This window comes from Chromobacterium sinusclupearum (genome assembly GCF_002902845.1).
Lineage (GTDB): Bacteria > Pseudomonadota > Gammaproteobacteria > Burkholderiales > Chromobacteriaceae > Chromobacterium > Chromobacterium sinusclupearum.
Genome location: NZ_PPTF01000029.1, coordinates 43,766 through 67,657, shown reverse-complemented (window position 1 = coordinate 67,657; position 23,892 = coordinate 43,766). Strand labels below are relative to the sequence as shown.

The following is a 23,892-nucleotide window of genomic DNA, read 5'->3' as shown; positions in this document are numbered from 1 at the left end:
GACCGCTTAGATCTCGCCGCGAGCGCGCAGATCAGCCAGCACTACATCGATGCCCACCTTGTCGATGGTGCGCAGTGCGGCGTTGGATACGCGCAGACGCACCCAGCGGTTTTCGCTCTCTACCCAGAACTTGCGATATTGCAGGTTCGGCAGGAAACGACGTTTAGTCTTGTTGTTGGCGTGGGAAACGTTGTTCCCGGTCATCGGACGCTTGCCGGTGACTTTGCAAACTCGCGCCATGGTTAAACTCCCAAAACCGGTAAAAGCTGGCTTTATAACATAGAAAAAGCCAGTAATTCAAGCGGAACGCGCACCCGACGCAGGACGGGCGCGCTCTCGTAATGAAACAGTCGGCGGGCATTGTAACGGATTCGCCACAACTGCGCGAGCTTTATTGTCGGACGTCTATAGTGAGTGTTGCATTCTTCGCCGAGCCCTCGCTGCAACTCGATGCAGCAAGTGATTCAACTTCGCACGATTTCAGGGTAAAATCCCGGATTCCCACAGAGCCGTAATCTCATGACCAAGTACATCTTCGTAACCGGTGGCGTGGTGTCCTCCCTGGGTAAGGGCATTGCCGCTGCGTCCATCGCCGCCATTCTCGAATCCCGCGGGCTGAAAGTCACCATGCTGAAGCTCGATCCGTATATCAATGTCGATCCGGGCACCATGAGCCCCTTCCAGCACGGCGAGGTGTTCGTCACCGAAGACGGCGCGGAAACCGACCTTGACCTCGGCCACTACGAGCGCTTCATCCACGCCAAGATGAAGAAGAGCAACAACTTCACCACCGGCCAGGTGTACGAATCGGTCATCACTAAGGAGCGCCGCGGCGACTACCTGGGCGGCACCGTGCAAGTCATCCCGCACATCACCGACGAAATCAAGCTGAAGATGAGCGAAGGCGCGGCCGATGCCGACGTCGCCATCGTCGAGATCGGCGGCACCGTCGGCGACATCGAATCGCTGCCCTTCCTGGAAGCCATCCGCCAGATGCGCTCCAACCACGGCCGCAAGAATACCCTGTACGTGCATCTGTCCTACGTGCCTTACATCGCCACCGCCGGCGAAATCAAGACCAAGCCGACCCAGCACTCGGTGAAGGAACTGCGCGAAATCGGCATCCAGCCGGACATCCTGCTGTGCCGCATGGACCGCGAGCTGCCGGAAGACGAAAAGCGCAAGATCGCCCTGTTCTGCAATGTGGAAGAGAACGCGGTGATCGGCTGTTACGACTCCGATTCCATCTACAAGGTGCCGGGCATGCTGCACGCCCAAGGCATCGACGACATCATCGCCGAACAGCTGCAACTGGACCTGCCCAAGGCCGACCTGGCCGTGTGGGATCGCATCATCGACGCCATCGAGCATCCGGACCACAGCATCAATATCGCCATGGTGGGCAAGTACGTCGATCTGACCGAATCGTACAAATCGCTGACCGAGGCGCTGAAGCACGCCGGCATCCATACCCGCACCAACGTCAACATCATCTACGTCGATTCGGAAGAAATCGACCGCGACGGCGCGGAATCGCTGAAGGACATGGACGCCATCCTGGTGCCGGGCGGCTTTGGCAAGCGCGGTGTGGAAGGCAAGATCAAGGCGGTGAAGTTCGCCCGCGAGAACAACATCCCCTACCTGGGCATCTGCCTGGGCATGCAGATCGCGCTGATCGAATACGCGCGCGACGTGGCGGGCATGGCCGGCGCCAACTCCACCGAGTTCGACCTCGACACCAACTTCCCGGTGGTGGCCCTGATCGACGAGTGGGTCAACCACGACGGCAAGATCGAGAAGCGCGACGAAAACTCGAATATGGGCGGCACCATGCGCCTGGGCGGCCAGCAGTGCGATCTGGTGCCGGGCTCCCTGGCCGCGCGCGTCTACGGCAACAGCGAGATCGTCGAACGCCATCGCCACCGCTATGAAGTCAACAACTACTACATCCAGCGCCTGGAGCAAGCCGGCCTGACCATCAGCGGCCGCTCGTCCGGCCATGAAAAGCTGGTGGAAACCATCGAGCTGGCCAACCATCGCTGGTTCTTCGCCTGCCAGTTCCATCCGGAGTTCACTTCCACCCCGCGCGACGGCCATCCGCTGTTCATCGCCTACGTGAAGGCCGCCCTGGCTTACCAGGCGGACAAGCAGGGCAACTGAAGCCGATGAAGCTGTGTGGATTCGAAGTCGGCCTTGACCGGCCGCTGTTCCTGATCGCCGGCCCCAGCGTGGTGGAAAGCGCCCAGATGGCGCTGGACACCGCCGGCCGGCTGAAGGAGATCGCCGACGCGCTGGACATCCCGTTCATCTACAAGTCGAGCTACGACAAGGCCAACCGCCCCGCGCTCGGCGTGTTCCGCGGCTTTGGCATCGACCAGGGCCTGCGCATCCTGGAGGATGTGCGCCGCCAGATCGGCGTGCCCATCCTCACCGATGTGCACACCGAGAACGAAGTGGTGCAGGTAGCCAGCGTAGTGGACGTGGTGCAGACGCCGGCCTTCCTGGCGCATCAGGCCGACTTCATCCGCGCGGTGGCGCAGTGCGGCAAACCGGTCAACATCAAGAAGGGGCCGTTCATGGCGCCCGGCGAGATGCAGCAGGTGATTCAGCGCGCGCGCGAGGCGGCCCGCGAAGCCAGCCTGCCGGAAGACGTCTTCCTGGCCTGCGAGCGCGGCACCTCCTTCGGTTACAATGATCTGATTGCCGACATGCGCTCTCTGGCCGTGATGCGGGAAACCGCCTGCCCAGTGGTGTTCGATGTCAGCCATTCGGCGCAATTGCCCGGCCTGCAGGCCGGCGACGCGAACCCCCGCCGCTTCATGCCGGTGCTGGCGCGCGCCGCCGTATCGGCAGGCGTGGCCGGCATCTATCTGGAGACCCACCCCGATCCCGATCGGGCGCTGTGCGACGGCCATATCGCCTGGCCGATGCACCGCATCAAGGAATTGCTGACCACGCTCAAGGCGCTGGATGGCTTGGTCAAGCAAAATCCCTGGCTGGAGCACTCGCTGTAATAGACAGCCGGTAGAGTCCGTCCGGCAAGCCGGGCGGACCGCCTCTGCAAGTTCAACTGAAAGCTATGAAGGGAAAGACAATGAGTTCGATCGTTGACGTAGTAGCTCGTGAGATTCTGGATTCGCGCGGCAATCCGACCGTAGAAGCCGACGTCCTGCTGGAATCCGGCGTCATGGGCCGCGCCGCCGTGCCGTCCGGCGCCTCCACCGGCACCCGCGAAGCCCTGGAATTGCGTGATGGCGACAAGAGCCGCTACCTGGGCAAGGGCGTGCTGAAAGCCGTAGACAACATCAACACCGAAATCTGCGAAGCCATCATCGGCCTGGACGCCGCCGACCAAGTCTTCATCGACAAGACCATGATCGAACTCGACGGCACCGAAACCAAGTCCCGCTTGGGCGCCAACGCCATGCTGGCCGTATCCATGGCCGTGGCTCGCGCCGCTGCCGAAGACGCCGGCCTGCCGCTGTACCGCTACCTCGGCGGCGCCGGCCCGATGGCCCTGCCGGTGCCGATGATGAACGTCATCAACGGCGGCGAACACGCCAACAACACCCTGGACATCCAGGAATTCATGATCATTCCGGTAGGCGCGCAAACCTTCCGCGAAGCGCTGCGCATGGGCGCCGAGATCTTCCACAACCTGAAGAAGATCTGTGACAAGAAGGGCTACGCCACCACGGTTGGCGACGAAGGCGGCTTCGCGCCGAACCTGGAAAGCCATGAAGACGCGATCAAGCTGATTCTGGAAGCCGTGGACGCCGCCGGTTACGTGGCCGGCCAGGACGTGATGATCGCCCTGGACTGCGCCGCTTCCGAATTCTTCCGCGACGGCAAGTACCACCTGACCGCCGAAAAACTGTCCCTGAGCTCGGAAGAGTTCGCCGACTACCTGGAAAACCTGGTCAACAAGTACCCGATCATCTCCATCGAAGACGGCATGGCCGAACAAGACTGGGCCGGCTGGAACCTGCTGACCGACCGCCTGGGCCAGAAGGTGCAGATCGTGGGCGACGACGTATTCGTCACCAACCCGAAAATCCTGGCCGAAGGCATCGCCAAGGGCGTCGCTAACTCGCTGTTGGTTAAGGTAAATCAGATCGGCACCCTGTCCGAGACCCTGAAAGCAGTTGATCTGGCCAAGCGTTCCCGCTATACCTGCGTTATGAGTCACCGCTCGGGCGAGACCGAGGACAGCACCATCGCCGATCTGGCAGTCGCAACCAACTGCATGCAGATCAAGACCGGTTCCTTGTCCCGCTCCGACCGCATGGCTAAGTACAACCAACTGCTGCGCATCGAAGAAGAGCTGGGCGACGCCGCCTACTATCCGGGCCGCGCGGCCTTCTACCACCTGAAGTAATTGCATGCGCTGGCTGACCGCGACCCTGGTGTCCGTTATCCTTGCCTTGCAGTGGCCGCTCTGGTTCGGCAAGGGCAGCTGGTTCAGGGTCTGGCAGCTGGACAAGCAGCTGCAGGAACAGCGGGCAATCACCCAAAAGCTGATTGCCCGCAACGCTGCTCTGGACGCGGAAGTGCGCGACCTGAAGCAAGGCAGCGATGCCATAGAGGAAAGAGCTCGTAACGAACTTGGCATGATTCGCGACGGTGAGGTATTTTTCCAATTGCTGGATTCCAGCAAGCGACCTCCGCCGCGGGTCACCCGATAACGGACCCTCATTCGCTGAACAATCCCATGATGGCTGGCCGCCTTAAAAGCACCAAGGTTTGGGCAATGACGACACAGAACCCTATCGAAGTGGCACGCGAAACCCTGAAGCAGCTGTCATTGCGCAAGCTGCTTCCGACACCAGAAAACTTCGAGCGGGTCTACCACGAGTTGACGCAAACTCCCATGGTGCGCGACAACAAGCTGGCCATATTGCTATTGCGCGCCCTGGAGACCCTTCCGCAGGACAACGTCCAGGCCAAGGTGACGTTCAATCGCCTGAAACAGGTCTGCGACGAAAACCGCTGGGAGCAGGCTCCTCAGCTGGTCATCGACTTTCTGCGCAGCAGCTTCGCCAGCCAGCAGTTGACGCAGAGCTGGGGCCTGGTGATCCAGAACCTCATCAAAAGCTGGGAAATCCGCCAGCCCGACCTTCCCCAGCATCACAAGCAAAGCACGCTCGAACGCGTGCTGATCAATTACGGCAACCAGCCGGAAGAGCTGAACCAGAAACTGGTTGGGCTGCTGCAGAACTGGAACGCCGCGCCCTCCGTGCGCGAAACCCTGCCCGGAATCGAAACCGTCAACGGCGAAAGCTCGGCGGACATCCCCATCAGCCCGGACAGCTGGCAAGCCTGGCAAAGAACGCTGGCCTTCGCCTTGAAGCACGGCCTGGAGCCGCGCCTGGCCAGCTATCCGGACCTGGTGGACAATCTGGAGGCTTTGCTGAAGGAACTGGATGGCATCGTCGACGATGCCAACCTGAACGCCTTCATGCCCAAGCTGCGCGCCTTCATGATCAAACTGGAGCTGCAGTCGCAACAGGAAGGGCGGCTCGCCACCGGCTTGGCCAATCTGCTCAAGCTGATGCTGGACAACATCGCGGAGCTCAACCGCTCGGATGACTACCTGCTGGGACAGGTTGGTTCCTTGCAGGAAATGCTGAGCCAGGAACCGCTGTCCATGCAGCAGATTTACCAGTTGGAAAGCAGCCTGAAGGAAGTCATCCGCAAGCAGGGCATGCTGAAAAGCTCGCTGGACGAAGCCGCCAGCTCCCTGCGCGCCCTGCTGGACCGCTTCGTCAGCCGGCTGGCGGCCATGACCGACAGCACCGACGAATTCCATACCAAGATCCAGAATCACAGCGAAAAGCTGAAACACACCAGCAATGTCGATGACTTGGGCGGCATCATCAGCGCGCTGATGGAAGACACCTCCATCATGCAGCTGGACCTGACCCGCTCGCGCGACGAACTGGTTTCGGCCAAAGAGCAGGTGGAAGCGGCGGAACACCGCATCCATGAGCTGGAAGCCGCGCTGGAAGCCGCCAGCGCCAAGGTCAAGGAAGACCAGCTGACCGGCGCTTACAACCGCCGCGGCCTGGCCGAATACTTCCAGCGCGAGATCAGCCGCGCCGAGCGCACCGCCGCGCCGCTATCCGTGGCGCTGATCGACGTCGACAACTTCAAGCAGTTGAATGACCGTTACGGCCACCTGGCCGGCGACGACGCGCTGAAGTACCTGGTTGACACCATCAAGCACAGCCTGCGGCCGGCCGACATCGTGGCGCGCTTCGGCGGCGAGGAATTCGTCATCCTGATGCCGGACACGCCGGAAACCGAAGCCATTCAAACCGTGCAACGGCTGCAGCGCGAACTGACCAAGACCTTCTTCCTGGCCAACAACGACAAGCTGCTGATCACCTTCAGCGCCGGCATCGCGCGCTGGCACCTGGGCGAGCAGGAGGCCGACGTGCTGGAGCGCGCCGACCACGCGATGTACCAGGCCAAGATCAATGGCAAGAACCGCGTCTGCTCTGCGGAGAACGAGATAGCCTGAGGCTGAGACTAGACAACAAAAAGGGATGGCTAAAGCCATCCCTTTTTTCATGAACCCCGCCAACGGCTTCAGCCGCCCTTTTTCATCCGCTTACCCGCCTCGGCGCGCTGACGGCGCACCTCCTTGGGGTCGGCCAGCAAGGGACGATAGATCTCCACGCGGTCGCCGTCTCGCAGCGGCGCCTCCGCTTTGACAGCCTTGCCGAAAACGCCCAGCTTCAATGCCGCCTCATCCAACTCCGGGCACTGCGCCAGAATGCCGGATGCGCGCACGGCATCCAAGGCATGGGCGCCTGCCGGCAGCGTCACCGCCGCCAGCCATTGCCGGTCAGGCCTGGCATACGCCACTTCCACCCGCAGCCGCTCAGTCATCGCCATACTTCCTGTCCGCTTCTTGAATGAAGGCATCCACCAGCGTGCTGGAGATGTGGCCAAACACCGGCCCGATCAGCTTCTCCAGAATGCGGCTGGAAAACTGGTAGCGCAGGCTGAATTCGATCTTGCAGCCATAATCGCCCAGCGGCTTGAATTGCCACACCCCCTCCAGCGATTCAAACGGGCCGTCCACCAGCTCCATGCGGATCGATTCGTTCTCCACATTGTGGTTGCGGGTGGTGAAGTGCTGACGCACCTTCAGGTAGTCGATATGCAGGCTGGCCAATACCTGCCCGCCATCGCGCGACAACACTTCGGCCTTGCTGCACCAGGGCAGGAAACGGCTATAGTGATCGACATCCTCCACCAGCGCGTACATCTGCGCCGGCGTGTGCGCCACCAGGACGCTTTTTTCGACATGCTGCATCGGCAAAAAACCCGGCGCGGCCGGGGTCTCGGATCTGACAATCAAGCCACAATTCTAGCAAAAACCGCCCCGCTCCGCCCTTCCCGCTCCAAGCGCACCCTATCAGGAGCAAGTGCTTTCACGTCAAACCACTGAATTTGTACGACTTTGGTTGCGTGACAGCTTCTGCTACAATGGCGGATTCAAAGGAACCCGCCACACATGAGCATCATCCAGAACCGCAAGGCTTTCCACGACTACTTCATCGAGGAAAAACTCGAGGCCGGGCTTGTGCTGGAAGGGTGGGAGGTCAAGGCCATCCGCGCCGGCCGCGTTCAGCTCAAGGAAAGCTACGTGGACTGGAAAAACGGCGCCTTCTGGCTGATCGGCTGCCACATCACCCCGCTGCAATCCGCCTCCACCCACGTCAAACCGGACCCGGTGCGCCCGCGCAAGCTGTTGATGTCGCAGGCTGAAATCAACCGCTTCATCGGCAAGGTGGAACGCGCCGGCTACACCATGATGGCGCTCGACCTGCACTACAGCAAAGGCAACGTCAAGGCCGAAGTCGGCCTGGCCAAGGGCAAGAAGCTGCACGACAAACGCGATACCGAAAAAGACCGCGAATGGCAGCGCGAGAAACAGCGCGTGATGAAGAACCAGCGAGGCGCGGCATGAAGCGCAGCGCCGCCCTGCCCATCATGCTGATCTGCCTGGGCTGCGTCTGGCTGTTGAAGAGCACCGCCCTGCTGCCCAACACCACCACCCTGCTCGCCCTGCTGCTGTTTGCTGCCGGCGTCCTGCTATTGGCGTTGGATGGATTCAACAAATCCACCCTGGTCAGCAGCCCGCTGCTGGCTTATGCCGGCGGCGCCATCTACGCGATAGACCAGCTTGGCCTGCGCACCAGCCATTTCGTGGCGCTGGGCATGGTGCTGGCCGGCGTGCTGATGCTGCTCGCGCGCAGCGACCGCATACCCGAACGACGCGAACCGCCGCGCCGCTTCCCGCGGCAACCCGATTGAGCGGAACCCGGCGTCTGACGCCCTGAAACCGCAGAATTATTTACAGCATTGACGATAATGGCCTTAACGGTCTGCTTTACATTTCAAGGATAGGCATGGACAAGATCCTCATTCTCGACTTCGGCTCCCAGGTCACCCAGCTGATCGCCCGCCGCGTACGCGAAGCTCACGTCTACTGTGAGCTTCATTCTTTCGACATGCCCATCGAAGAGATCCAGGCTTTCGCGCCCAAGGCCATCATCTTGTCCGGCGGCCCCAACTCGGTGTACGAGTCCGACTACCAAGCCGATCCCAAGCTGTTCGAGCTGGGCGTGCCGGTGCTGGGCATCTGCTACGGCATGCAGTTCATGGCCCAGACCCTGGGCGGCAAAGTGGAAAGCGGCGACAAGCGCGAGTTCGGCTACGCCCAGATCAAGGCGCGCCACCACTCCAAGCTGCTGGAAGGCCTGCAAGACCAGATCGATGACGCCGGCAACGGCTTCCTCGACGTCTGGATGAGCCACGGCGACAAAGTCACCGCGCTGCCGGCCGGCTTCCAGGTCATCGCCGAAACCCCGTCCTGCCCGTACGCGGCCATGGCGGACGAGGCCCGCGGCTTCTACGGCGTGCAGTTCCACCCGGAAGTGACGCACACCAAACGCGGCACCGAGATGATCCACCGCTTCGTGCTGCACATCGCCGGCTGCAAACCCAGCTGGACCATGCCCAACTACATCGACGAAGCCGTGAAGAAGATCCGCGAGCAAGTCGGCGACGAGGAAGTCATCCTCGGCCTGTCCGGCGGCGTGGATTCTTCCGTGGCCGCCGCGCTGATCCACCGCGCCATCGGCAATCAGCTGACCTGCGTTTTCGTCGACCACGGCCTCTTGCGCCTGAACGAAGGCAAGATGGTGATGGAAATGTTCGCCCAGAACCTGGGCGTCAAAGTGGTGCACGTGCAGGCTGAGGACGATTTCATGGCCAAGCTGGCCGGCGAGTCCGACCCGGAGAAAAAGCGCAAGATCATCGGCGCGGAATTCATCGAAGTGTTCGACCGCGAATCCGGCAAACTGACCAACGCCAAGTGGCTGGCCCAGGGCACCATCTACCCGGACGTGATCGAATCCGCCGGCGCCAAGACCAAGAAGGCGCACACCATCAAGAGCCACCACAATGTGGGCGGCCTGCCGGAAGACATGAACCTGAAGCTTCTGGAGCCGCTGCGCGAGCTGTTCAAGGACGAAGTGCGCCAGCTGGGCGTAGCCCTGGGCCTGCCGCACGACATGGTCTACCGCCACCCGTTCCCGGGTCCGGGCCTGGGCGTGCGCATCCTGGGCGAAGTGAAGAAGGAATACGCCGACCTGCTGCGCCAGGCCGATGCCATCTTCATCGAAGAATTGCGCAACACCGTGGACGAGAAAACCGGCAAGAACTGGTACGAACTGACCAGCCAGGCCTTCGCCGTGTTCCTGCCGGTGAAGTCCGTCGGCGTGATGGGCGACGGCCGCACCTACGACTACGTGGTGGCGCTGCGCGCCGTGGTGACCAGCGACTTCATGACCGCGCACTGGGCCGAGCTGCCCTACAGCCTGCTGGGCCGCGCCTCGAATCGCATCATCAATGAGGTGAAGGGCATCAACCGCGTGGTTTACGACGTCAGCGGCAAGCCGCCGGCGACGATTGAGTGGGAATGAAGGAAATTTTAATTAATTGATTTTATCAGTTGTATTAAATGCCATTGATGATTGATTCCACATCATCAATGGCATTTTTCATGGCATTGCTGCGTACATTGAAGCTGTTTCGATCCAATACCATGAAGCGAGATGGCTGCAGCGCAGCATAGCGGGCGTGTGGCCAGATTTTTCCGAAGGTCATTTCGCAAACCTGAGGCTTTGACGCGAAATCTCAAACCTTGCTAGACTTGCGCGGTCGAAAATGGTGGGCCGGACGTGGTGAGCCCCGGTCAGCTGCTTCTCCAGCAGTCTCAATCCAGCCCTGACGGGCCGCGGACCACGACAGCTAAGCGGACTGCACCGCTTGCCTGTCTGTGCGCCATGAACGACTCCCCTGTTCGTACGCTTGTGGATGCTTTTACGGCACCCTTTTGACTGGCCAGCGGTAACGTCCAAGTCGCCGATTCCGGCATTCGCAAAGTGGACGTACATCATGACCTCACCTTCCTCATCTCCTAACCCGGTTCTCATCGTGGGCGGTAGCCTCGTTGGCCTATCTGCCGCACTGTTTCTCGCTTCGCGTGGCGTAAAAACCGTCCTTGTTGAAAAACACTTCGGCAGCTCCACACATCCGCGAGCCGTCGGCTTTACGGAACTAACGATGGAACACTTCCGCGCGATCGGAATCGGTGAGCGTATACCACAAATCGGAAGCCACAGCCGGCCCCGCCGTGCACGGGTCGCGAGTCTGACAGGCAACTGGCTGGAAGAGACGGCGTGGACTCCCGGTGAGAACGAGTCCGACATCAGCCTCAGCTCTCCTTGCAAAGGGGTCGCCATTGCGCAGGACCTGCTTGAGCCGATCTTGCGCTCTGCGGCCGTGGAACGCGGCGTGGACCTCAGGCAGGGTGTCGAGATGGTGTCTTTCTCCCAGACTGCCAGTGGCGTAACTGCCTGCGTCAAAGATCGCGTCACCGGAGAGACCACCGACATTACCGCCGACTATATGATCGCGGCTGATGGTGCCGACAGCCCCGTACGCGAGCGACTTGGCATCCAGCGACATGGCGTTGGCCATTTGCGGACTATCCGCAGCGTCCTGTTCCACTGTGCTGAGGCCAAGTCCTATCTCGATCAAGGTGTAGTGCAGTTCGAGATTGAACAAGCTGACTTCAGGGCCTTTCTGACGAACTACCCTGACGGCCGTTGGGTGCTGATGTTCAGTGACGACTCCGAACGCTCCGAAGAGGAATTGTGCGAGGCAATTCGGCGCGCTTTAGGTCGTGACATGCCCATCGAACTCATTACCACCGGTCGCTGGGAGATGGCCGGGCGTATCGCTGAACGTTATTCCGAAGGGCGAGTCTTTCTCGTCGGCGATGCTGCGCATCAGTTGCCGCCCACCCGCGCCGGCTTTGGCGCAAACACAGGAATCGACGATGCTTATAACCTAGCCTGGAAGCTGCAGATGGTGCTGGATGGTGAGGCAGAGACTGGTTTACTGGATTCCTATAGCGCCGAGCGTCAGCCCATCGGCTGGTTGCGGCATCAGCAAACCTTTGCCCGCCCGGACTACCTAACCTGGGCAGGTGGCGCATTGGCGGGCGAGGTGCTTTACGGCGCCGAAGCCATGGAGCTCGGGCAGCGGATCAACTCCAAGGCAATCATCGGGGGCGGAGATGACCTGCCCCCCGCCGCTCGGCCTGACGAATGGTCAGGACAACCGGGCACACGCGTTCCACACGTCTGGATCGACCTGAACAGTAAACGCATCTCTACCATCGACCTGTTCACTCAGCGGCTTACGCTCGTCAGCGCCAACCCGTATTGGCTTGAATCCGCGCGGCGCGTGTCCCTGCGCCTGGGTGTCAGCATCCAATTGATTCGCGCAGGCGATCTCGTATTTCCAGCAGAAAAGAATTTCGCAGCGACATTTGACATTGCCTCCAACGGCGCGCTGCTTGTGCGGCCTGATGCCATCGTCGCTTGGCGATCCAGCGGCGGAGATACCGATTGTGAAGAACAATTGAGTGAGGCTATCGCTCAGATCCTGCAGCGACAAGCAAATCATCTTGGCGCAGCAACGCCATGAAAACGATGGGCCTCGAAAACCGAAGGACTGAGCGGAGAATGATAAGATTCTGATTTTTCATTGATCCTACCCAATCATTTGAAATCAAAAGGGGTCAGCCAAGCGGCTGGCCTTTTTTCTTGACAAGATGTCGTAGCGACTCATTACCGGCAAAAATGATTAAAAAAACCATCCCACATCCCCTTCACCGGTCCCATATCGGTCTGCATCGGCGGGCCTTGGCTCGGAATTTCTGCCAGGTTTGGTCCGCGACTCTGCCTGAATGGCAAGCAGCTAGGCGCAGACGCTTAAACTGCTGCGTCGAAATGCACTGGCTCGTCCGCGGCGAGTCCGTTGTCTTGAACTGAAGCGCCACGCCATTCCTTTGCCCTGCGCCGCCTTGAAAATATTCATATTTCATATGAAAATCGGGTCAAGGCAACCTTACCTACCGCAAATGCCACCAACCGCGCTACACTGGCGGCCTTGCGGGGCCGCCAGCGGCTCCAGGGAGCCTGCTCGAACACGCCGCGCGGGCTTCATTCATGATTACAGCGGGCTGACCCACAGCCCCGGCACCTCGTGATTGACCATGAACACAAACCAATCCACACCGCTCACCCGCACCGACTACAAGACCCTGGGTCTGGCCGCGCTGGGCGGCGCGCTGGAAATCTACGATTTCATCATCTTCGCCTTCTTCGCCACCACGCTGAGCAAGCTGTTCTTCCCGCCAGACATGCCGGAATGGCTGCGCCTGCTGCAAACCTTCGGCATCTTCGCCACCGGCTACCTGGCGCGGCCGATGGGCGGCATCCTGATGGCGCACTTCGCCGACGTGCTGGGCCGCAAGCAGGTGTTCAGCCTGACCATCCTGCTGATGGCCGGCCCCTGTCTGCTCATCGGCCTGATGCCCACCTACGCCGACATCGGCATCCTCGCTCCGCTGATCCTGTTGTCGCTGCGCATTCTGCAGGGCGCGGCAGTAGGCGGCGAGGTGCCCAGCGCCTGGTCCTTCGTCGCCGAGCACGCGCCGCTGCGCCATCGCGGCTACGCGCTGGGCGTATTGCAGGCCGGGCTGACCTTCGGCTATCTGCTGGGTGCGCTGACCGCCACCTTTCTGGCCCGCGTGTTCACGCCGCAGGAAATGCTGGATTACGGCTGGCGCATTCCCTTTTTGCTTGGTGGCCCGTTTGGGCTGATCGGCGTCTGGCTGCGCCGCTGGCTGAGCGAGACGCCGGTGTTCCTGGCCATGCGCGAGCGCCAGGCCGAGCGCGCCGCCTATCCGCTGCTGGATGTGTTGCGCCGCCACAAAGCCACCCTGCTGCCGGCCGCCGCGCTGACCTGCGTGCTGACCTCGGCGGTGGTGGTGCTGGTGGTGGTGACGCCCACGCTGTTGCAGCAACGCTTCGGCATGCATGCCGACCACGCCTTTGCCCTGAGCAGCGTGGGCATCGTGTTCCTCAATATCGGCTGCGTGATCGCTGGCCGGGTATGCGACCGCATCGGCCAGCGCCGCAGCCTGATCCTGTACAGCGCGCTGCTACCGGTAGGCGTGGCCGTCCTGTACGGCAGCCTGATCGGCGGCTGGGCCTGGCCAAGCCTGGCCTACGCTTTTGCCGGGCTGTGCTGCGGGATTGTCGGCGTGGTGCCGTCCATCATGGTGGGCATGTACCCGGCCGATGTGCGCGTTTCCGGCATTTCATTCACCTACAACATCGCCTACTCGATCTGGGCCAGCGTGACGCCGCTGTTGCTGATCGCCGCCATGCCGTGGAATCACTGGATTTGCGTGCTGTATTGCGCTGCGGTGGCGCTGGTGGGAATTTTCTGCGCCCGCAGCGCGCGCCCGGCGCGGGAACCTTTGCTGGACGAGGCGCTCTACCAACGCGGATGAAGCGTTTGACCACATGGTTTGACGCGGCCGCGTCAGGCTGTTAGCGTGGGTTGGCGCAGGCTATGCTTTGCGCCATGCCATGTCTGCGTTTCGAGTCGGTTCCATTCACCACTGTCAGGAGGTTGCCATGTCCAATGCCACCATCGCCAAGGAAAAAGAACAGCTGCTGGATGACGTACGCCAAGTTTTGGCCAGCACCGAAGAACTGATTGACGCAACCGTCGACGACGGCAGCGCGCACAGCAAAGAGCTGCGCAAGCGTCTGGCCGAGAAGCTCGGCACAGCCAAAATCAAGCTGCGCGACGCCGAACAGGTCGTCGTAGGCAAGGCCAAGGAAGCGGCCAAGGTCACCGACGATTACGTGCATGAAAACCCGTGGAAGTCCATCGGCATCGCAGCCGGCGTCGCCTTCCTGCTGGGCATGCTGGTATCCCGCCGCTGATCGATATGTCCGATCCGTCCCGCCAACCCCGCCCCGGCACCTTGCGCTCCTTCGTCAATGGCATCGTCTCTTTGCTGCTGACGCGCGCCGAACTGCTGTCCCTGGAGGCGCAGGAGCTGAAGGATGACGTCGTCGGCAACCTGCTGCAAGGCATGCTGGGACTGGTGCTGCTGGGATGCGGGCTGATCGCCGCCGTACTGGCCTTGTGGGCCTTGACGCCGGCGCCGTGGCGGCTGGCAGTGATGGCGGGCCTGGCGCTGCTGTTCTGCGGCGCCGGTGCGATGCTGTTGCTGGGATTGCGGCGCAAGATGCGGCATCAAGCGGCCCCGTTCGCCGCCACGCTGGAAGAAATGCGCAAGGATTGGGCCGCATTAGGGCCCGGCGGAGACAAGCCATGACGCCGCAAGACCGCGCCTTGAAGAAGCAGCTGCTGGTGATGAAGGGCGAGGCCTTGCGCGTCAAGCTGCGGCTGGAGCAACAAAAGCTGACAGGGCCGCTGCAATGGGCTTGCGATGGCCTTGCATTCTGGCGCGCGCCCGGCGGCTTAGGCTCGGCCTTTGACCTCTTGGGCAAGCTGATGCCAAGCGACAAATTAGGCCGTTGGCTGAAAAGCGGCGCGGCTTTACTGGCTGTTTGGCGGCTGCTGCGCCGCGCCCTGCGGCACTGACCACATACGCGGCCTGCTCCTCACTCTCACACTGCAGTCGAAGACGCATCCGCTGGCGCGCTCACGTTCACTTCCATTTGACCGCTGAGCGCCGCCAGCGCCTCCGGCCCGCCTTTGAGTATGGTGTCCACATCCTGCAGCGCTTTGCCCGCCTGCTCCTGATCCTCTTTCATCTTCCGGTCTTCTTGCCCCTGCAACTGCAAAGCCATTTGCTTGATGAAGGCCTGGACCATCTTCAGCGTGAGCAGCATCTCCTGAATGTCCTGATCTGCGGCTACCGGGTTGCCATGAGCCAGCATATTGCGCAGTGCCGCTTGCGGATCGGCGGTGTTGGCTGCGGCTTGGTCGACAGCGCCCTGCGGGGCCGACGCAGTCGCGTCGGACGATCCTGCCGCCGCATCCGCCTGGCTAGCCTGCCCTGGCGCGACATTGCCGCTTGCCGATTCGGCAGCCGAAGCCGACGATGCGTCGGAGGACGCATCGGCCGATGAAACAGCGGCCGTCTCGGCGCTGCTCGCGGCTTGCGCGTCATCCGCCGCATGATCCTGCTCCGGCGAGGCGTCTTGAGCGGATGCGGCTGCCGAATCGGCTGAGGGCTGATCCGCCGCGCCGCCTACGCTGACAGCCATCTGCTGATCCGCGGCATTCTGGGTCATGCTGGCAACCAGGCTCTTCAGTTCGCGCGCCAACTGGGCCAACTGGCTGGCCAATGCCCGCAAACCGGCTTTGTCGTGGGTCATCATCATCATCTGGCGCAAAGAATCCACTCTTTGCTTCAGCAGCTGTTTATCCATCTGGTCCGCCGCGGGGCTTTGCCGCTTGACCGGGCGGCTCAGATCGACCCGGAGTTTTTGCATATAATCCTGCCAGCCCTGATTCAGCGACTTCTGCAAATCGCTGCGGATGCTGGACATGAGCGCGGCTGGCGAGGGCTGCGCATCCGGGCCGCCCCCCTCCGTCTGGGGCGCGGACGAGGGCGTTGCCACAGACCGGCCGCTGGAAACCAGACGATTGCGCCACTGCTCGATGCCTGCAATGGCGGACTGAATTGTGATCACGGACATGGTTAGGCTTTCGACTATTTTCTACTCATATCGACCGTTTTTCTGCTTTCTGTATGCCAAGCCTGCCAGATAAAACCTGAATAAAATGCGATACGCCTACCCTAGCCTACTATTGGCACAAGATGATCTGCATAACGCCGAAACACCCCATCCGCCCTCGCCTAGCCGGATTTGGTTAGCCGCGCCAAACCGGCGATAATGACGACATTGCCGCAACCGTATTTGTTTTCCCCTCGTGACGCTGACATCCCCCCCGCTGCCGCCCTCGGCTCTGGCCTGGCTGGCCAAGCTGAATATCCACACTCGCCAGCAGTTGCTGGATTGCGGCGTCGTCACCGCTTTTCTGCGCCTGAAAGCCGCCGGCCATACCGTGACCCGCCGGCTGCTGTTCGCCCTGGAGGCGGCCGCGCGCGGCATTCATTGGCAAGATCTGCGCGAAGAGGACAAGGCCGCCCTGCTGCGGCAACTGGCCGATCACCCGCCGGTCTCCCTGCCGCCCGAGCAAGCGGAAATTCAGCGTTTCCTGAAGCTGGCGCGCGAGCTGGCGGCACAGGCCGCCGCTGAGGGGGAAGTGCCGGTCGGCGCTCTGGTGGTGAAGGACGGCGAGGTCGTCGGCCGCGGCTACAATCAACCGATAGGCCGCCATGACCCATCGGCGCATGCCGAAATGCAGGCGCTGCGCGACGCCTCCGCGCGTCTCGGCAACTACCGGCTGGATGGCTGCGATCTTTACGTCACGCTGGAGCCGTGCCCGATGTGCAGCGGCGCCATCCTGCACGCCCGCATTGCGCGGGTGATCTACGGCGCGCGCGACGCCAAGACCGGCGCGGCCGGCAGCACAGTGAATCTATTCGCCGACGCTCGGCTCAATCACCACGCCGCCGTGTTCGGCGGCGCGGAGGCAGAAGCCTGCGCGGAACAACTGTCCGCCTTTTTCCGGCAACGCCGACAAGATGTCGGGAGGGATTGATATGCGAAGCTTGGGCGCCATTCTGATCGCCTGCCTTGCCCTAACCTGCCATGCCGCAGGCGACACGGCATGGATGCTGCAAGCGCAAACGGATGGCCCCTTGCAAACCACGCATCCTAATGCCCGCCATTACGGCGCGCCATGGATCTGGGTGGGGGTAAAGTCGCAAACGCTGCGGCTGCTGGATGGCTGGGGACTCACTCAAAAGGAATATACAGTCTCGACAGCCAAGAACGGCGTCGGCGAAACCACCGGCAGCTACCAGACGCCGCGCGGCTGGCATACGGTGTGCGACAAGATAGGCGATGGCGCGGCGGAAAACACCATCATCTTCCGCCGCCAGGTCACGCCATGGAAATACACGCCGGAACTGCACGCGCAATACCCGAACAAGGACTGGATACTGACCCGCATCCTATGGCTATGCGGCCAGGAAGCCAGACGCAATCAAGGTGGGAATGTCGACAGCTATGATAGAGCGATTTACATCCATGGCGCCGGCGATCATGTACCATGGGGCCAACCCAGCTCGCTGGGCTGTGTCCGCATGAAGAACCACGATGTGATAGAACTGTTCGATGCCGCGCCCAATGGCATCGATGTATGGATAGACGAGAATTCCTGATGCATTCCGCACTGAACCTGGCCACTCCGGCCCTGCTGTTTCCTGCCGTCTCGCTGCTGCTGCTGGCCTACACCAACCGTTTTCTGGGATTGGCCAGCATCATTCGCAATCTGTACGAAGAGTACCGCGACAGCAAAGACCAGAAAATCCTGCGCCAGATCGGCAATCTGCGCACCCGCATCACGCTGATCAAATGGATGCAGTTCATGGGCATCGCCAGCCTGTTCCTGTGCACCGTGGCGATGTTTCAGATCTACACCGGCTGGCAGGCGACTGGGGAAATCACCTTCGGCGCCAGCCTGCTGTGCATGATCGCCTCGCTGGCCATCTCGCTGATCGAGCTGATCCGCTCATCGGACGCGCTGAACATTCTGCTATCGGACTTGCAGGCCGAATACGACCGGCAGCACTAGGGGCTGTTGACGTTTGGTGGGCGGTCGCGCCGGGATGAGTTTTGCGCCGAATCGAGGCGTTTCGCGCGCCGCATAGTCATTCTCTGCCAGCGCGGAACAACGAAGAGTCGGCGCGAAAGGTGCCCGGCCCTGCGGGTTTGGCGGAGCGCAAACGCGATCCACTCACCAAACGTCAACAGCCCCTAGGGCGTCGGCTCAATTACGGCCGGGAAAAACCGGGCCGCATCCTTGCGCGCCACCATCAGATGCAGCGGCAACTCGACACGCCGCCGCTCGCCGCCATGGCCCCAAGCCCGCGCGATGCGCAGGCAGGCCTCGTCCAGAATGCTCTCTCCCAGCGCCTGCTTGCACAACTTGCTGGCGGACGTGGTGTTGAGGAAACCGAGAAAATGGTCCAAGGTCCAGTCTTCACGGATGGAAAAGCTGGGCGCCTTCAGCAAGGGCAGCGGACAGCCGCTGCCGCGGAAATCATCCCACAACAGCTCGCAACGGCTGGACCAGAACGGTTCGATGATGGACCACAGCACGCTGCAGGCCTTGTCTATCTCCGGCGTCACCACGCAATGATGATATCCCCAGGCGGCGAAGATTCCGCCTGGCTTCAGCACGCGCTGCACCTCCGGCCAGAACGAAGGCAGGTGGAACCAATGCAAGGCTTGGGATACGCAAATCAGATCAAAGCAATCGTCGTCAAACGGCGTCACCTCGGCCGGACATTCGCGGTAGTAGACCTGGGTATGGCGTTCCGCCACCGATAGCTGGTTGGAGCTGATATCGGTGGCATCGACGCGAGCAAAGCTGTTGCCCAGCCGCACGGCAGTCTGGCCGCTGCCGGTCGCGCAGTCCCAAGCCCGCTGGTAGCCGGGACACAAGGGCAGCAGCCAGTCATACAGCGACTCTGGGTACGCGGGCCGAAAGCGCGCGTACAAATCCGAATACAGACTGAATGCTTCGACGGAGCTGGTTGTCATACTCATTATCCGATAAGTAAAAACACCGAAAACATGCCGTGAACATTTTCAGTATGTATGACGTAAGCGGCGGATTTGCAAGACAAAAATAAAATTAAATCGCCTGGCCGCAAGTGGTTGCAGCCAAGTCACAACACATCCCCTTAAAGCTCCTACTTTCTGCAAAGCCGGCGATGTCATCACCACCATCGTCCACTCAGAAACCTCGCATCTTGACTTGTGGCACTGAAGCATGCTCGGACACGTCCCTCGGAAAATGGCATAATAAGGACATACTCATAGTCAGTATGAGTAATAACTCCAATTGTAAAAATTTGGAGACTCCGTGAAACATGACAATGAAAGTGCTTAGCATGGCGAACTTTACTCGCAAGCTTCTTCCTCTATTGACCATCAGCGTACTCGCGGCCTGCGGAGGCGGTGGGAATGGTAGCAGTTCCAGCAGCACGCCCTCCCAAAGCAACAACACCTCTGCTCAATACCATGTTGCCGGTCAGGTACAGAAAGGACCGTTTATCTTTGGTTCCAACATTTGGATTTCGGAACTGGACGACAAACTGTCGCCCACTGGCAAGGTCTACATGACGCAGACCAAGGACGATTTGGGCAACTTTGGGATTCCCGGCACGGTAGGCACCAAGTTGGTGGAGTTGACGGGCAGCGGCTACTACATGAACGAGTTGACCGGCACGCTATCCACCGCACCGGTTACGCTGAACGCCGTGGCCGACCTGAGCGTATCCAAATCGCTCACCATCAACCTGCTGACCACGTTGCAGGCGCCCCGTCTGAAGTCTTTAATGACCAGCGGCAGCGACTATCAAAGTGCCTACACGCAGTCGCGCAATGAAGTACTGGCTGTCTTCGGCATTGATCCGGCCAAGGTGGACAATCTGGGTTCCTTGTTCGATATGCGCATAAACGGCACGGCCGATCAGGATTCCATTCTGCTGGCAACATCGGCAATTCTTTCTCAAGTTGCCCAAAACCGAGACAGAACGCCAGGTCCTGATGGTTATTCGCACCCCTCATCAGAAACGGCTGAACTTTCACACCTGATCAGCACCATTGCTAGTGACTTGGCCAATAATGGAAAACTGTCCTCTAAATCACTGCAAGATCAGCTCAAGCTAGCGGCTACGCAAATTGATCTGGATACGGTTAGAAGAAACGTGGAAACCTACTATGCAGGGCGTGGCATCAAGCTGGTTGCGCCAAAATTTGAAGAGTGGATTGACAAAGACAGCAGCCTGATTCTACCTAGACGATTAGTTGCGATGCCTGACCTGTCATTCAAGAACATTGACAATGCTGACGTCGGCCAAGTTTACTCATCCAATCCCATACAAATTAAAAATCTAAAAGATGGTCAGTCCATTTCCATCCGAGTCACATCCGGCAGTGCAACTCTGATAAAGAACAATATTGCCACCAGTAATTACACCACTGCAAAAAATGGCGATGTTATCCAACTACAAGACACTGCACTTGGTTTTGGTCAGTCCAAGAATGACTCAGTACAAATTGGTGCCACGTCCCTTACATGGAAACTGACATCCACCACAACTAGCTTGATGTATGATGACTACGTGGTATCGTCGGGAAATATGGGCTATGTATCCACAAATACAAGTTATATTGCGTTCCAGATCAAACCGAGCAGTAGCTTCATTGCAAAGTATGCCGGCATCGACGCCCAGCCGAGTAGCGCGAAGAATTTCAATATCAGTATTTACAGCGATAATGCAGGAAACCCAGGCACCCCGTTGATCAATAGCAGCAACATCACCCATGCATTTGATCAGGGAGTTCTATCTAATGGCACAATGCGGCAATTTACAAAAAATTCGATTCAATTCCAACTTGGATCAGAGGGACAAGCGATATCCAACGGGAAAATATACTGGTTGGTTCTCAAAACATCAGACGCCTCCCCTGTCGGCACTTTGGCAGGAAATTTTGGTAGAACATCGTATTACCAAGACCTGAAATTTAGCCAAGATGGCAAAAATTGGAACCTTTGCACAAATGGTACATCATACCAAGACACATCGATCCTGGGCAAAACGTTGTGTGATGAAGGTTCAATTTATGCCCCCGCTGTCTGGCTTGCTAAATAAGTTCTAAAAAACTGCCGCTCATTTAGAGCGGCAGTTTTCAATTCAATATGATCAAGCCTGGCTGACCGGTATCTTCCCAATCTTCACCCGCCACTCAGCCGGGCCGGTGTTGTGCACCGAGGTGCCACAGGAGTCCACCGCCACCGTCACCGGCATGTCCTTGACCTCGAACTCGTAGATCGCCTCCATGCCCAGGTCGGCGAAGCCCACTACCTTGGAGGCCTTGATCGCCTTGGACACCAGGTAGGCGGAGCCGCCCACGGCCATCAGGTACACCGCCTTGTTGTCCTTGATCGCCTCGATGGCCGCCGGGCCGCGCTCGGCCTTGCCTATCATGCCGAGCAAGCCGGTCTCTTCCAGCATCTGGCGCGTGAACTTGTCCATGCGGGTAGCCGTGGTCGGGCCGGCCGGGCCGACGACTTCGTCGCGCACCGGGTCTACCGGGCCAACGTAGTAAATGAAGCGGTTGGTGAAGTCCACCGGCAGCTTCTCGCCCTTGTTCAGCATGTCCACCATGCGCTTGTGCGCGGCGTCGCGGCCGGTCAGGATTTTGCCGTTGAGCAGCAGCACGTCGCCCGGCTGCCAGCTGGCCACTTCTTCGCGGGTGATGTTGTCGAGATTCACGCGCTTGCCGTTGGACGCGTCATAAGTGATGTCCGGCCAGTCTTCCAGCTTGGGCGGTTCCAGCTGCGCCGGGCCGCTGCCGTCCAGATGGAAATGGATGTGGCGGGTGGCGGCGCAGTTGGGAATCATCGCCACCGGCAGCGAGGCCGCATGGGTCGGGTAATCCAGAATCTTCACGTCCAGCACCGTGGTCAGGCCGCCCAGGCCTTGCGCGCCGATGCCCAGCGCGTTGACCTTCTCGAACAGTTCCAAACGCAGTTGCTCGACGCGGGACAGCTCGACGCCGCTGGCCGCCTTGGCCTTCAGCTCGTGGATGTCCACGTGGTCCATCAGGCTTTCCTTGGCCAGCAACATGGCTTTTTCCGGCGTGCCGCCGATGCCGATGCCGAGGATGCCCGGCGGACACCAGCCTGCGCCCATGGTCGGCAGGGTCTTCAGCACCCAGTCGACGATGGAGTCAGACGGGTTCAGCATCGCCAGCTTGGACTTGTTTTCCGAGCCGCCGCCCTTGGCCGCGCAGATCACTTCCACCTGGTCGCCCTCGACGATCTCGAAGTGCACCACGGCCGGGGTGTTGTCCTTGGAGTTCTGGCGCTTGCCGGCCGGGTCCAGCAGCACGGAGGCGCGCAGCTTGTTGTCCGGATGGTTGTAGGCGCGGCGCACGCCTTCGTTGACCATCTCCTGCACGCTGAGCTTGGCGTCCCACTGTACCCGCATGCCCACTTTCAGGAACACCACGGCGATGCCGGTATCCTGGCAGATCGGGCGCTGGCCTTCGGCGCACATGCGGCTGTTGACCAGGATTTGCGCCATCGCATCCTTGGCGGCGGTGCTTTCTTCGTGCAGGTAGGCCTGGTACAGCGCGTCGATATAGTCTTTCGGGTGGTAGCAACTGATGTACTGGAAGGCATCGGCGATGCTCTGGATGAAGTCTTCCTGGCGGATGATGGTCATAAGGCTGTCTCGAGAAACCGGGCGCCGGTGCGGCCGCCCGTGGATTACCCCGCCGCCGGCGCTGGATCAAACCGGTGCCGCGCGACAACTAAAAACCTGTCTCGATTGTAACACTGTCCGTCATAAACTTTGACTCTGAACAAGGCGTGCGCATGCCTACCCTGCCGGGCTGCCGCCAAATGCAAAACAGCCGCTGGACTCGCGTCCAGGCGGCTGCTTGCGCTACTACGCACGATTACTCGCTGGTGCTGGTATTCCAGTAAGCCTGGCTGATGTACGGCTTGGCCGCCAATTCGTCGGCAATGCGGTCCAACTCGTCCGAATCCACCGAGGTGGCCAGCAGCGTGGCGGTCATTTCCACCTCGTCGTCGCCAAAGGCCTCCACGTCCAGATCGCCCACCGGATAATTGGCCCGCTCCAATAGATCCCCGACATGCGCCAGGGCCTGCTTCTGCTCCTCGCGGGTAGAGATCACGCACAGCTGATACGTGACTTCGCTGGCGTCGTCGTCGATCGGACGACGGTTGATCGAGTTCACCACCGGCCGCAGCAGCGTGTTGACCGCCAGCACGAAGATCGTGGTCAAAATGGCCTGGCCGAGCATGCCGGCGCCGGCGCAGGCCCCGGTGGCGGCCGATCCCCACAGCGTGGCCGCCGTGTTCAGGCCGCGCACGTTCAGACCTTCTTTCATGATGGTGCCGGCGCCGAGGAAGCCCACCCCGGACACGACATAGGCCACCACTCTGGAGGCGCTGCCGGAGCCATCCAGTTGCAGCGCCATATTGACGAAAGCCGCGGCGCTGACTGCCACCAGCGCATTGGTGCGCAGCCCGGCGGTGCGCTGGCGGTATTGCCGCTCCAGGCCGATCACCGTGCCGCAGGCGAAAGCCATCGCCAGACAAATCGTGGAGTGCAACAAGCCGAACAAATCGAAATCGAACAAGTTATGCAGGTTGTAGTGCATGCGTCCTCCTGCTTGTAAAGTCGTTATATATAAGGAACGTGCATCGTGGCTTTCCGCGAAAGCCACGAGGGACCCTCCCTCATGCGAAAAACCGCCCAAACGGGCGGTTTCGCTCCGCCGACTGCGC

The 23,892-nt window shown here is 60.3% G+C and carries 25 protein-coding genes; 17 read left to right on the top strand and 8 right to left on the bottom strand.

Going from position 1 to position 23,892, the window contains the following annotated elements; all coding sequences use genetic code 11:
• Nucleotides 1–6: 6 nt before the first annotated feature.
• Complete coding sequence (gene rpmB / locus C2134_RS08485) at nucleotides 7–240, bottom strand: 50S ribosomal protein L28 (protein ID WP_011137003.1); 234 nt, start codon at nucleotides 238–240, stop codon at nucleotides 7–9.
• Between the two features lie 279 nt (nucleotides 241–519).
• Here rpmB and pyrG point away from each other — a divergent pair, with 279 nt between their 5' ends.
• The 5 genes from pyrG (at nucleotide 520) to C2134_RS08455 (ending at nucleotide 6,523) form a co-directional block, all read left to right on the top strand.
• Complete coding sequence (gene pyrG / locus C2134_RS08475) at nucleotides 520–2,160, top strand: CTP synthase (protein WP_103319179.1); 1,641 nt, start codon at nucleotides 520–522, stop codon at nucleotides 2,158–2,160.
• Nucleotides 2,161–2,165: 5 nt separating this feature from the next.
• Nucleotides 2,166–3,014, top strand: coding sequence for a 3-deoxy-8-phosphooctulonate synthase (gene kdsA, locus C2134_RS08470; protein WP_103319177.1), 849 nt, complete (start codon nucleotides 2,166–2,168; stop codon nucleotides 3,012–3,014).
• A gap of 80 nt (nucleotides 3,015–3,094) precedes the next feature.
• Nucleotides 3,095–4,378: a phosphopyruvate hydratase gene (gene eno / locus C2134_RS08465; protein WP_103319175.1), complete on the top strand. Its 1,284-nt coding sequence runs from the start codon at nucleotides 3,095–3,097 to the stop codon at nucleotides 4,376–4,378.
• 4 nt (nucleotides 4,379–4,382) lie between these two features.
• Complete coding sequence (gene ftsB / locus C2134_RS08460) at nucleotides 4,383–4,685, top strand: cell division protein FtsB (protein ID WP_043620961.1); 303 nt, start codon at nucleotides 4,383–4,385, stop codon at nucleotides 4,683–4,685.
• Nucleotides 4,686–4,750: 65 nt separating this feature from the next.
• Entirely contained in the window at nucleotides 4,751–6,523 is a 1,773-nt protein-coding gene (locus C2134_RS08455) for a GGDEF domain-containing protein (RefSeq protein WP_103319172.1), read from the top strand.
• Nucleotides 6,524–6,591: 68 nt separating this feature from the next.
• Here the strand turns inward: C2134_RS08455 and C2134_RS08450 are convergent, their stop codons facing one another.
• Nucleotides 6,592–6,894, bottom strand: a complete 303-nt coding sequence (locus C2134_RS08450; protein WP_103319169.1) for an RnfH family protein — start codon at nucleotides 6,892–6,894, stop codon at nucleotides 6,592–6,594.
• Nucleotides 6,887–7,324, bottom strand: coding sequence for a type II toxin-antitoxin system RatA family toxin (locus C2134_RS08445; protein ID WP_103319167.1), 438 nt, complete (start codon nucleotides 7,322–7,324; stop codon nucleotides 6,887–6,889). The genes C2134_RS08450 and C2134_RS08445 overlap by 8 nt, the downstream gene beginning before the upstream one ends.
• A gap of 180 nt (nucleotides 7,325–7,504) precedes the next feature.
• Between C2134_RS08445 and smpB the strand changes: the two genes are divergently transcribed.
• The 3 genes from smpB to guaA all read left to right on the top strand — a co-directional run bounded on the left by smpB (nucleotide 7,505) and on the right by guaA (nucleotide 10,001).
• Nucleotides 7,505–7,981 carry an SsrA-binding protein SmpB gene (smpB, locus tag C2134_RS08440; RefSeq protein WP_255408078.1) on the top strand — a complete coding sequence of 159 codons (477 nt, stop codon included), beginning with the start codon at nucleotides 7,505–7,507 and terminating at the stop codon, nucleotides 7,979–7,981.
• Nucleotides 7,978–8,328, top strand: a complete 351-nt coding sequence (locus C2134_RS08435; protein ID WP_103319165.1) for a hypothetical protein — start codon at nucleotides 7,978–7,980, stop codon at nucleotides 8,326–8,328. The genes smpB and C2134_RS08435 overlap by 4 nt, the downstream gene beginning before the upstream one ends.
• Before the next feature lie 89 nt (nucleotides 8,329–8,417).
• Entirely contained in the window at nucleotides 8,418–10,001 is a 1,584-nt protein-coding gene (gene guaA / locus C2134_RS08430; RefSeq protein ID WP_103319162.1) for a glutamine-hydrolyzing GMP synthase, read from the top strand.
• 34 nt (nucleotides 10,002–10,035) lie between these two features.
• Here the strand turns inward: guaA and C2134_RS21505 are convergent, their stop codons facing one another.
• Nucleotides 10,036–10,185 (bottom strand): hypothetical protein, encoded by a 150-nt coding sequence (locus C2134_RS21505; RefSeq protein WP_158248727.1) that lies wholly within the window; start codon nucleotides 10,183–10,185, stop codon nucleotides 10,036–10,038.
• A gap of 291 nt (nucleotides 10,186–10,476) precedes the next feature.
• Here C2134_RS21505 and C2134_RS08425 point away from each other — a divergent pair, with 291 nt between their 5' ends.
• From C2134_RS08425 to C2134_RS08405, 5 genes are all read left to right on the top strand, one after another.
• Nucleotides 10,477–12,075 (top strand): FAD-dependent monooxygenase, encoded by a 1,599-nt coding sequence (locus tag C2134_RS08425; RefSeq protein WP_103319245.1) that lies wholly within the window; start codon nucleotides 10,477–10,479, stop codon nucleotides 12,073–12,075.
• 571 nt (nucleotides 12,076–12,646) lie between these two features.
• On the top strand, nucleotides 12,647–13,951 hold the full coding sequence (locus C2134_RS08420) for an MFS transporter (protein WP_233196394.1): 1,305 nt from the start codon (nucleotides 12,647–12,649) through the stop codon (nucleotides 13,949–13,951).
• Between the two features lie 127 nt (nucleotides 13,952–14,078).
• Nucleotides 14,079–14,393 (top strand): ElaB/YgaM/YqjD family protein, encoded by a 315-nt coding sequence (locus tag C2134_RS08415; protein ID WP_043628702.1) that lies wholly within the window; start codon nucleotides 14,079–14,081, stop codon nucleotides 14,391–14,393.
• 5 nt (nucleotides 14,394–14,398) lie between these two features.
• Entirely contained in the window at nucleotides 14,399–14,791 is a 393-nt protein-coding gene (locus C2134_RS08410) for a phage holin family protein (RefSeq protein WP_103319158.1), read from the top strand.
• A complete protein-coding gene (locus C2134_RS08405; RefSeq protein WP_103319157.1) occupies nucleotides 14,788–15,060 on the top strand; it encodes a hypothetical protein in 273 nt (90 codons plus the stop codon). The genes C2134_RS08410 and C2134_RS08405 overlap by 4 nt, the downstream gene beginning before the upstream one ends.
• Before the next feature lie 26 nt (nucleotides 15,061–15,086).
• Here the strand turns inward: C2134_RS08405 and C2134_RS08400 are convergent, their stop codons facing one another.
• On the bottom strand, nucleotides 15,087–15,974 hold the full coding sequence (locus C2134_RS08400; protein ID WP_146042114.1) for a hypothetical protein: 888 nt from the start codon (nucleotides 15,972–15,974) through the stop codon (nucleotides 15,087–15,089).
• Between the two features lie 385 nt (nucleotides 15,975–16,359).
• Here C2134_RS08400 and tadA point away from each other — a divergent pair, with 385 nt between their 5' ends.
• From tadA to C2134_RS08385, 3 genes are read left to right on the top strand one after another with little or no spacing between them, the layout of a single operon-like run.
• Entirely contained in the window at nucleotides 16,360–17,094 is a 735-nt protein-coding gene (gene tadA / locus C2134_RS08395) for a tRNA adenosine(34) deaminase TadA (protein ID WP_103319153.1), read from the top strand.
• Between the two features lies 1 nt (nucleotide 17,095).
• The gene (locus C2134_RS08390) at nucleotides 17,096–17,719 is read left to right on the top strand and encodes a L,D-transpeptidase (protein WP_103319151.1); all 624 of its coding nucleotides are present in this window, start codon (nucleotides 17,096–17,098) and stop codon (nucleotides 17,717–17,719) included.
• On the top strand, nucleotides 17,719–18,132 hold the full coding sequence (locus C2134_RS08385; protein WP_043628709.1) for a DUF2721 domain-containing protein: 414 nt from the start codon (nucleotides 17,719–17,721) through the stop codon (nucleotides 18,130–18,132). The genes C2134_RS08390 and C2134_RS08385 overlap by 1 nt, the downstream gene beginning before the upstream one ends.
• Before the next feature lie 182 nt (nucleotides 18,133–18,314).
• Here C2134_RS08385 and C2134_RS08380 read toward each other — a convergent pair whose 3' ends face one another.
• Entirely contained in the window at nucleotides 18,315–19,103 is a 789-nt protein-coding gene (locus tag C2134_RS08380; protein ID WP_158248726.1) for a class I SAM-dependent methyltransferase, read from the bottom strand.
• Nucleotides 19,104–19,435: 332 nt separating this feature from the next.
• On the opposite strand from C2134_RS08380, the gene C2134_RS08375 reads away from it, so the two are divergent.
• Nucleotides 19,436–21,223, top strand: coding sequence for a hypothetical protein (locus tag C2134_RS08375; protein ID WP_103319148.1), 1,788 nt, complete (start codon nucleotides 19,436–19,438; stop codon nucleotides 21,221–21,223).
• Between the two features lie 51 nt (nucleotides 21,224–21,274).
• Here C2134_RS08375 and C2134_RS08370 read toward each other — a convergent pair whose 3' ends face one another.
• Both C2134_RS08370 and C2134_RS08365 read right to left on the bottom strand, forming a co-directional pair.
• Nucleotides 21,275–22,801 carry a fumarate hydratase gene (locus C2134_RS08370; RefSeq protein WP_103319146.1) on the bottom strand — a complete coding sequence of 509 codons (1,527 nt, stop codon included), beginning with the start codon at nucleotides 22,799–22,801 and terminating at the stop codon, nucleotides 21,275–21,277.
• A gap of 235 nt (nucleotides 22,802–23,036) precedes the next feature.
• Nucleotides 23,037–23,765, bottom strand: coding sequence for an MgtC/SapB family protein (locus C2134_RS08365; RefSeq protein ID WP_103319144.1), 729 nt, complete (start codon nucleotides 23,763–23,765; stop codon nucleotides 23,037–23,039).
• Nucleotides 23,766–23,892: the final 127 nt, after the last annotated feature.

What these genes read in the sequence shown, in the direction of transcription:
- C2134_RS08450 (WP_103319169.1), bottom strand. Translation starts at nt 6,894, where the DNA reads ATGACTGAGCGGCTGCGGGTGGAAGTGGCGTATGCCAGGCCTGACCGG.
- C2134_RS08390 (WP_103319151.1), top strand. Translation starts at nt 17,096, where the DNA reads ATGCGAAGCTTGGGCGCCATTCTGATCGCCTGCCTTGCCCTAACCTGC.
- eno (WP_103319175.1), top strand. Translation starts at nt 3,095, where the DNA reads ATGAGTTCGATCGTTGACGTAGTAGCTCGTGAGATTCTGGATTCGCGC.
- C2134_RS08455 (WP_103319172.1), top strand. Translation starts at nt 4,751, where the DNA reads ATGACGACACAGAACCCTATCGAAGTGGCACGCGAAACCCTGAAGCAG.
- C2134_RS08400 (WP_146042114.1), bottom strand. Translation starts at nt 15,974, where the DNA reads ATGTCCAGCATCCGCAGCGATTTGCAGAAGTCGCTGAATCAGGGCTGG.
- C2134_RS08380 (WP_158248726.1), bottom strand. Translation starts at nt 19,103, where the DNA reads ATGACAACCAGCTCCGTCGAAGCATTCAGTCTGTATTCGGATTTGTAC.
- C2134_RS08415 (WP_043628702.1), top strand. Translation starts at nt 14,079, where the DNA reads ATGTCCAATGCCACCATCGCCAAGGAAAAAGAACAGCTGCTGGATGAC.
- C2134_RS08420 (WP_233196394.1), top strand. Translation starts at nt 12,647, where the DNA reads ATGAACACAAACCAATCCACACCGCTCACCCGCACCGACTACAAGACC.
- C2134_RS08405 (WP_103319157.1), top strand. Translation starts at nt 14,788, where the DNA reads ATGACGCCGCAAGACCGCGCCTTGAAGAAGCAGCTGCTGGTGATGAAG.
- C2134_RS08445 (WP_103319167.1), bottom strand. Translation starts at nt 7,324, where the DNA reads ATGCAGCATGTCGAAAAAAGCGTCCTGGTGGCGCACACGCCGGCGCAG.
- pyrG (WP_103319179.1), top strand. Translation starts at nt 520, where the DNA reads ATGACCAAGTACATCTTCGTAACCGGTGGCGTGGTGTCCTCCCTGGGT.
- C2134_RS08375 (WP_103319148.1), top strand. Translation starts at nt 19,436, where the DNA reads ATGACAATGAAAGTGCTTAGCATGGCGAACTTTACTCGCAAGCTTCTT.
- C2134_RS08410 (WP_103319158.1), top strand. Translation starts at nt 14,399, where the DNA reads ATGTCCGATCCGTCCCGCCAACCCCGCCCCGGCACCTTGCGCTCCTTC.
- ftsB (WP_043620961.1), top strand. Translation starts at nt 4,383, where the DNA reads ATGCGCTGGCTGACCGCGACCCTGGTGTCCGTTATCCTTGCCTTGCAG.
- C2134_RS08370 (WP_103319146.1), bottom strand. Translation starts at nt 22,801, where the DNA reads ATGACCATCATCCGCCAGGAAGACTTCATCCAGAGCATCGCCGATGCC.
- kdsA (WP_103319177.1), top strand. Translation starts at nt 2,166, where the DNA reads ATGAAGCTGTGTGGATTCGAAGTCGGCCTTGACCGGCCGCTGTTCCTG.
- C2134_RS08365 (WP_103319144.1), bottom strand. Translation starts at nt 23,765, where the DNA reads ATGCACTACAACCTGCATAACTTGTTCGATTTCGATTTGTTCGGCTTG.
- C2134_RS21505 (WP_158248727.1), bottom strand. Translation starts at nt 10,185, where the DNA reads ATGACCTTCGGAAAAATCTGGCCACACGCCCGCTATGCTGCGCTGCAG.
- C2134_RS08425 (WP_103319245.1), top strand. Translation starts at nt 10,477, where the DNA reads ATGACCTCACCTTCCTCATCTCCTAACCCGGTTCTCATCGTGGGCGGT.
- rpmB (WP_011137003.1), bottom strand. Translation starts at nt 240, where the DNA reads ATGGCGCGAGTTTGCAAAGTCACCGGCAAGCGTCCGATGACCGGGAAC.
- C2134_RS08435 (WP_103319165.1), top strand. Translation starts at nt 7,978, where the DNA reads ATGAAGCGCAGCGCCGCCCTGCCCATCATGCTGATCTGCCTGGGCTGC.
- C2134_RS08385 (WP_043628709.1), top strand. Translation starts at nt 17,719, where the DNA reads ATGCATTCCGCACTGAACCTGGCCACTCCGGCCCTGCTGTTTCCTGCC.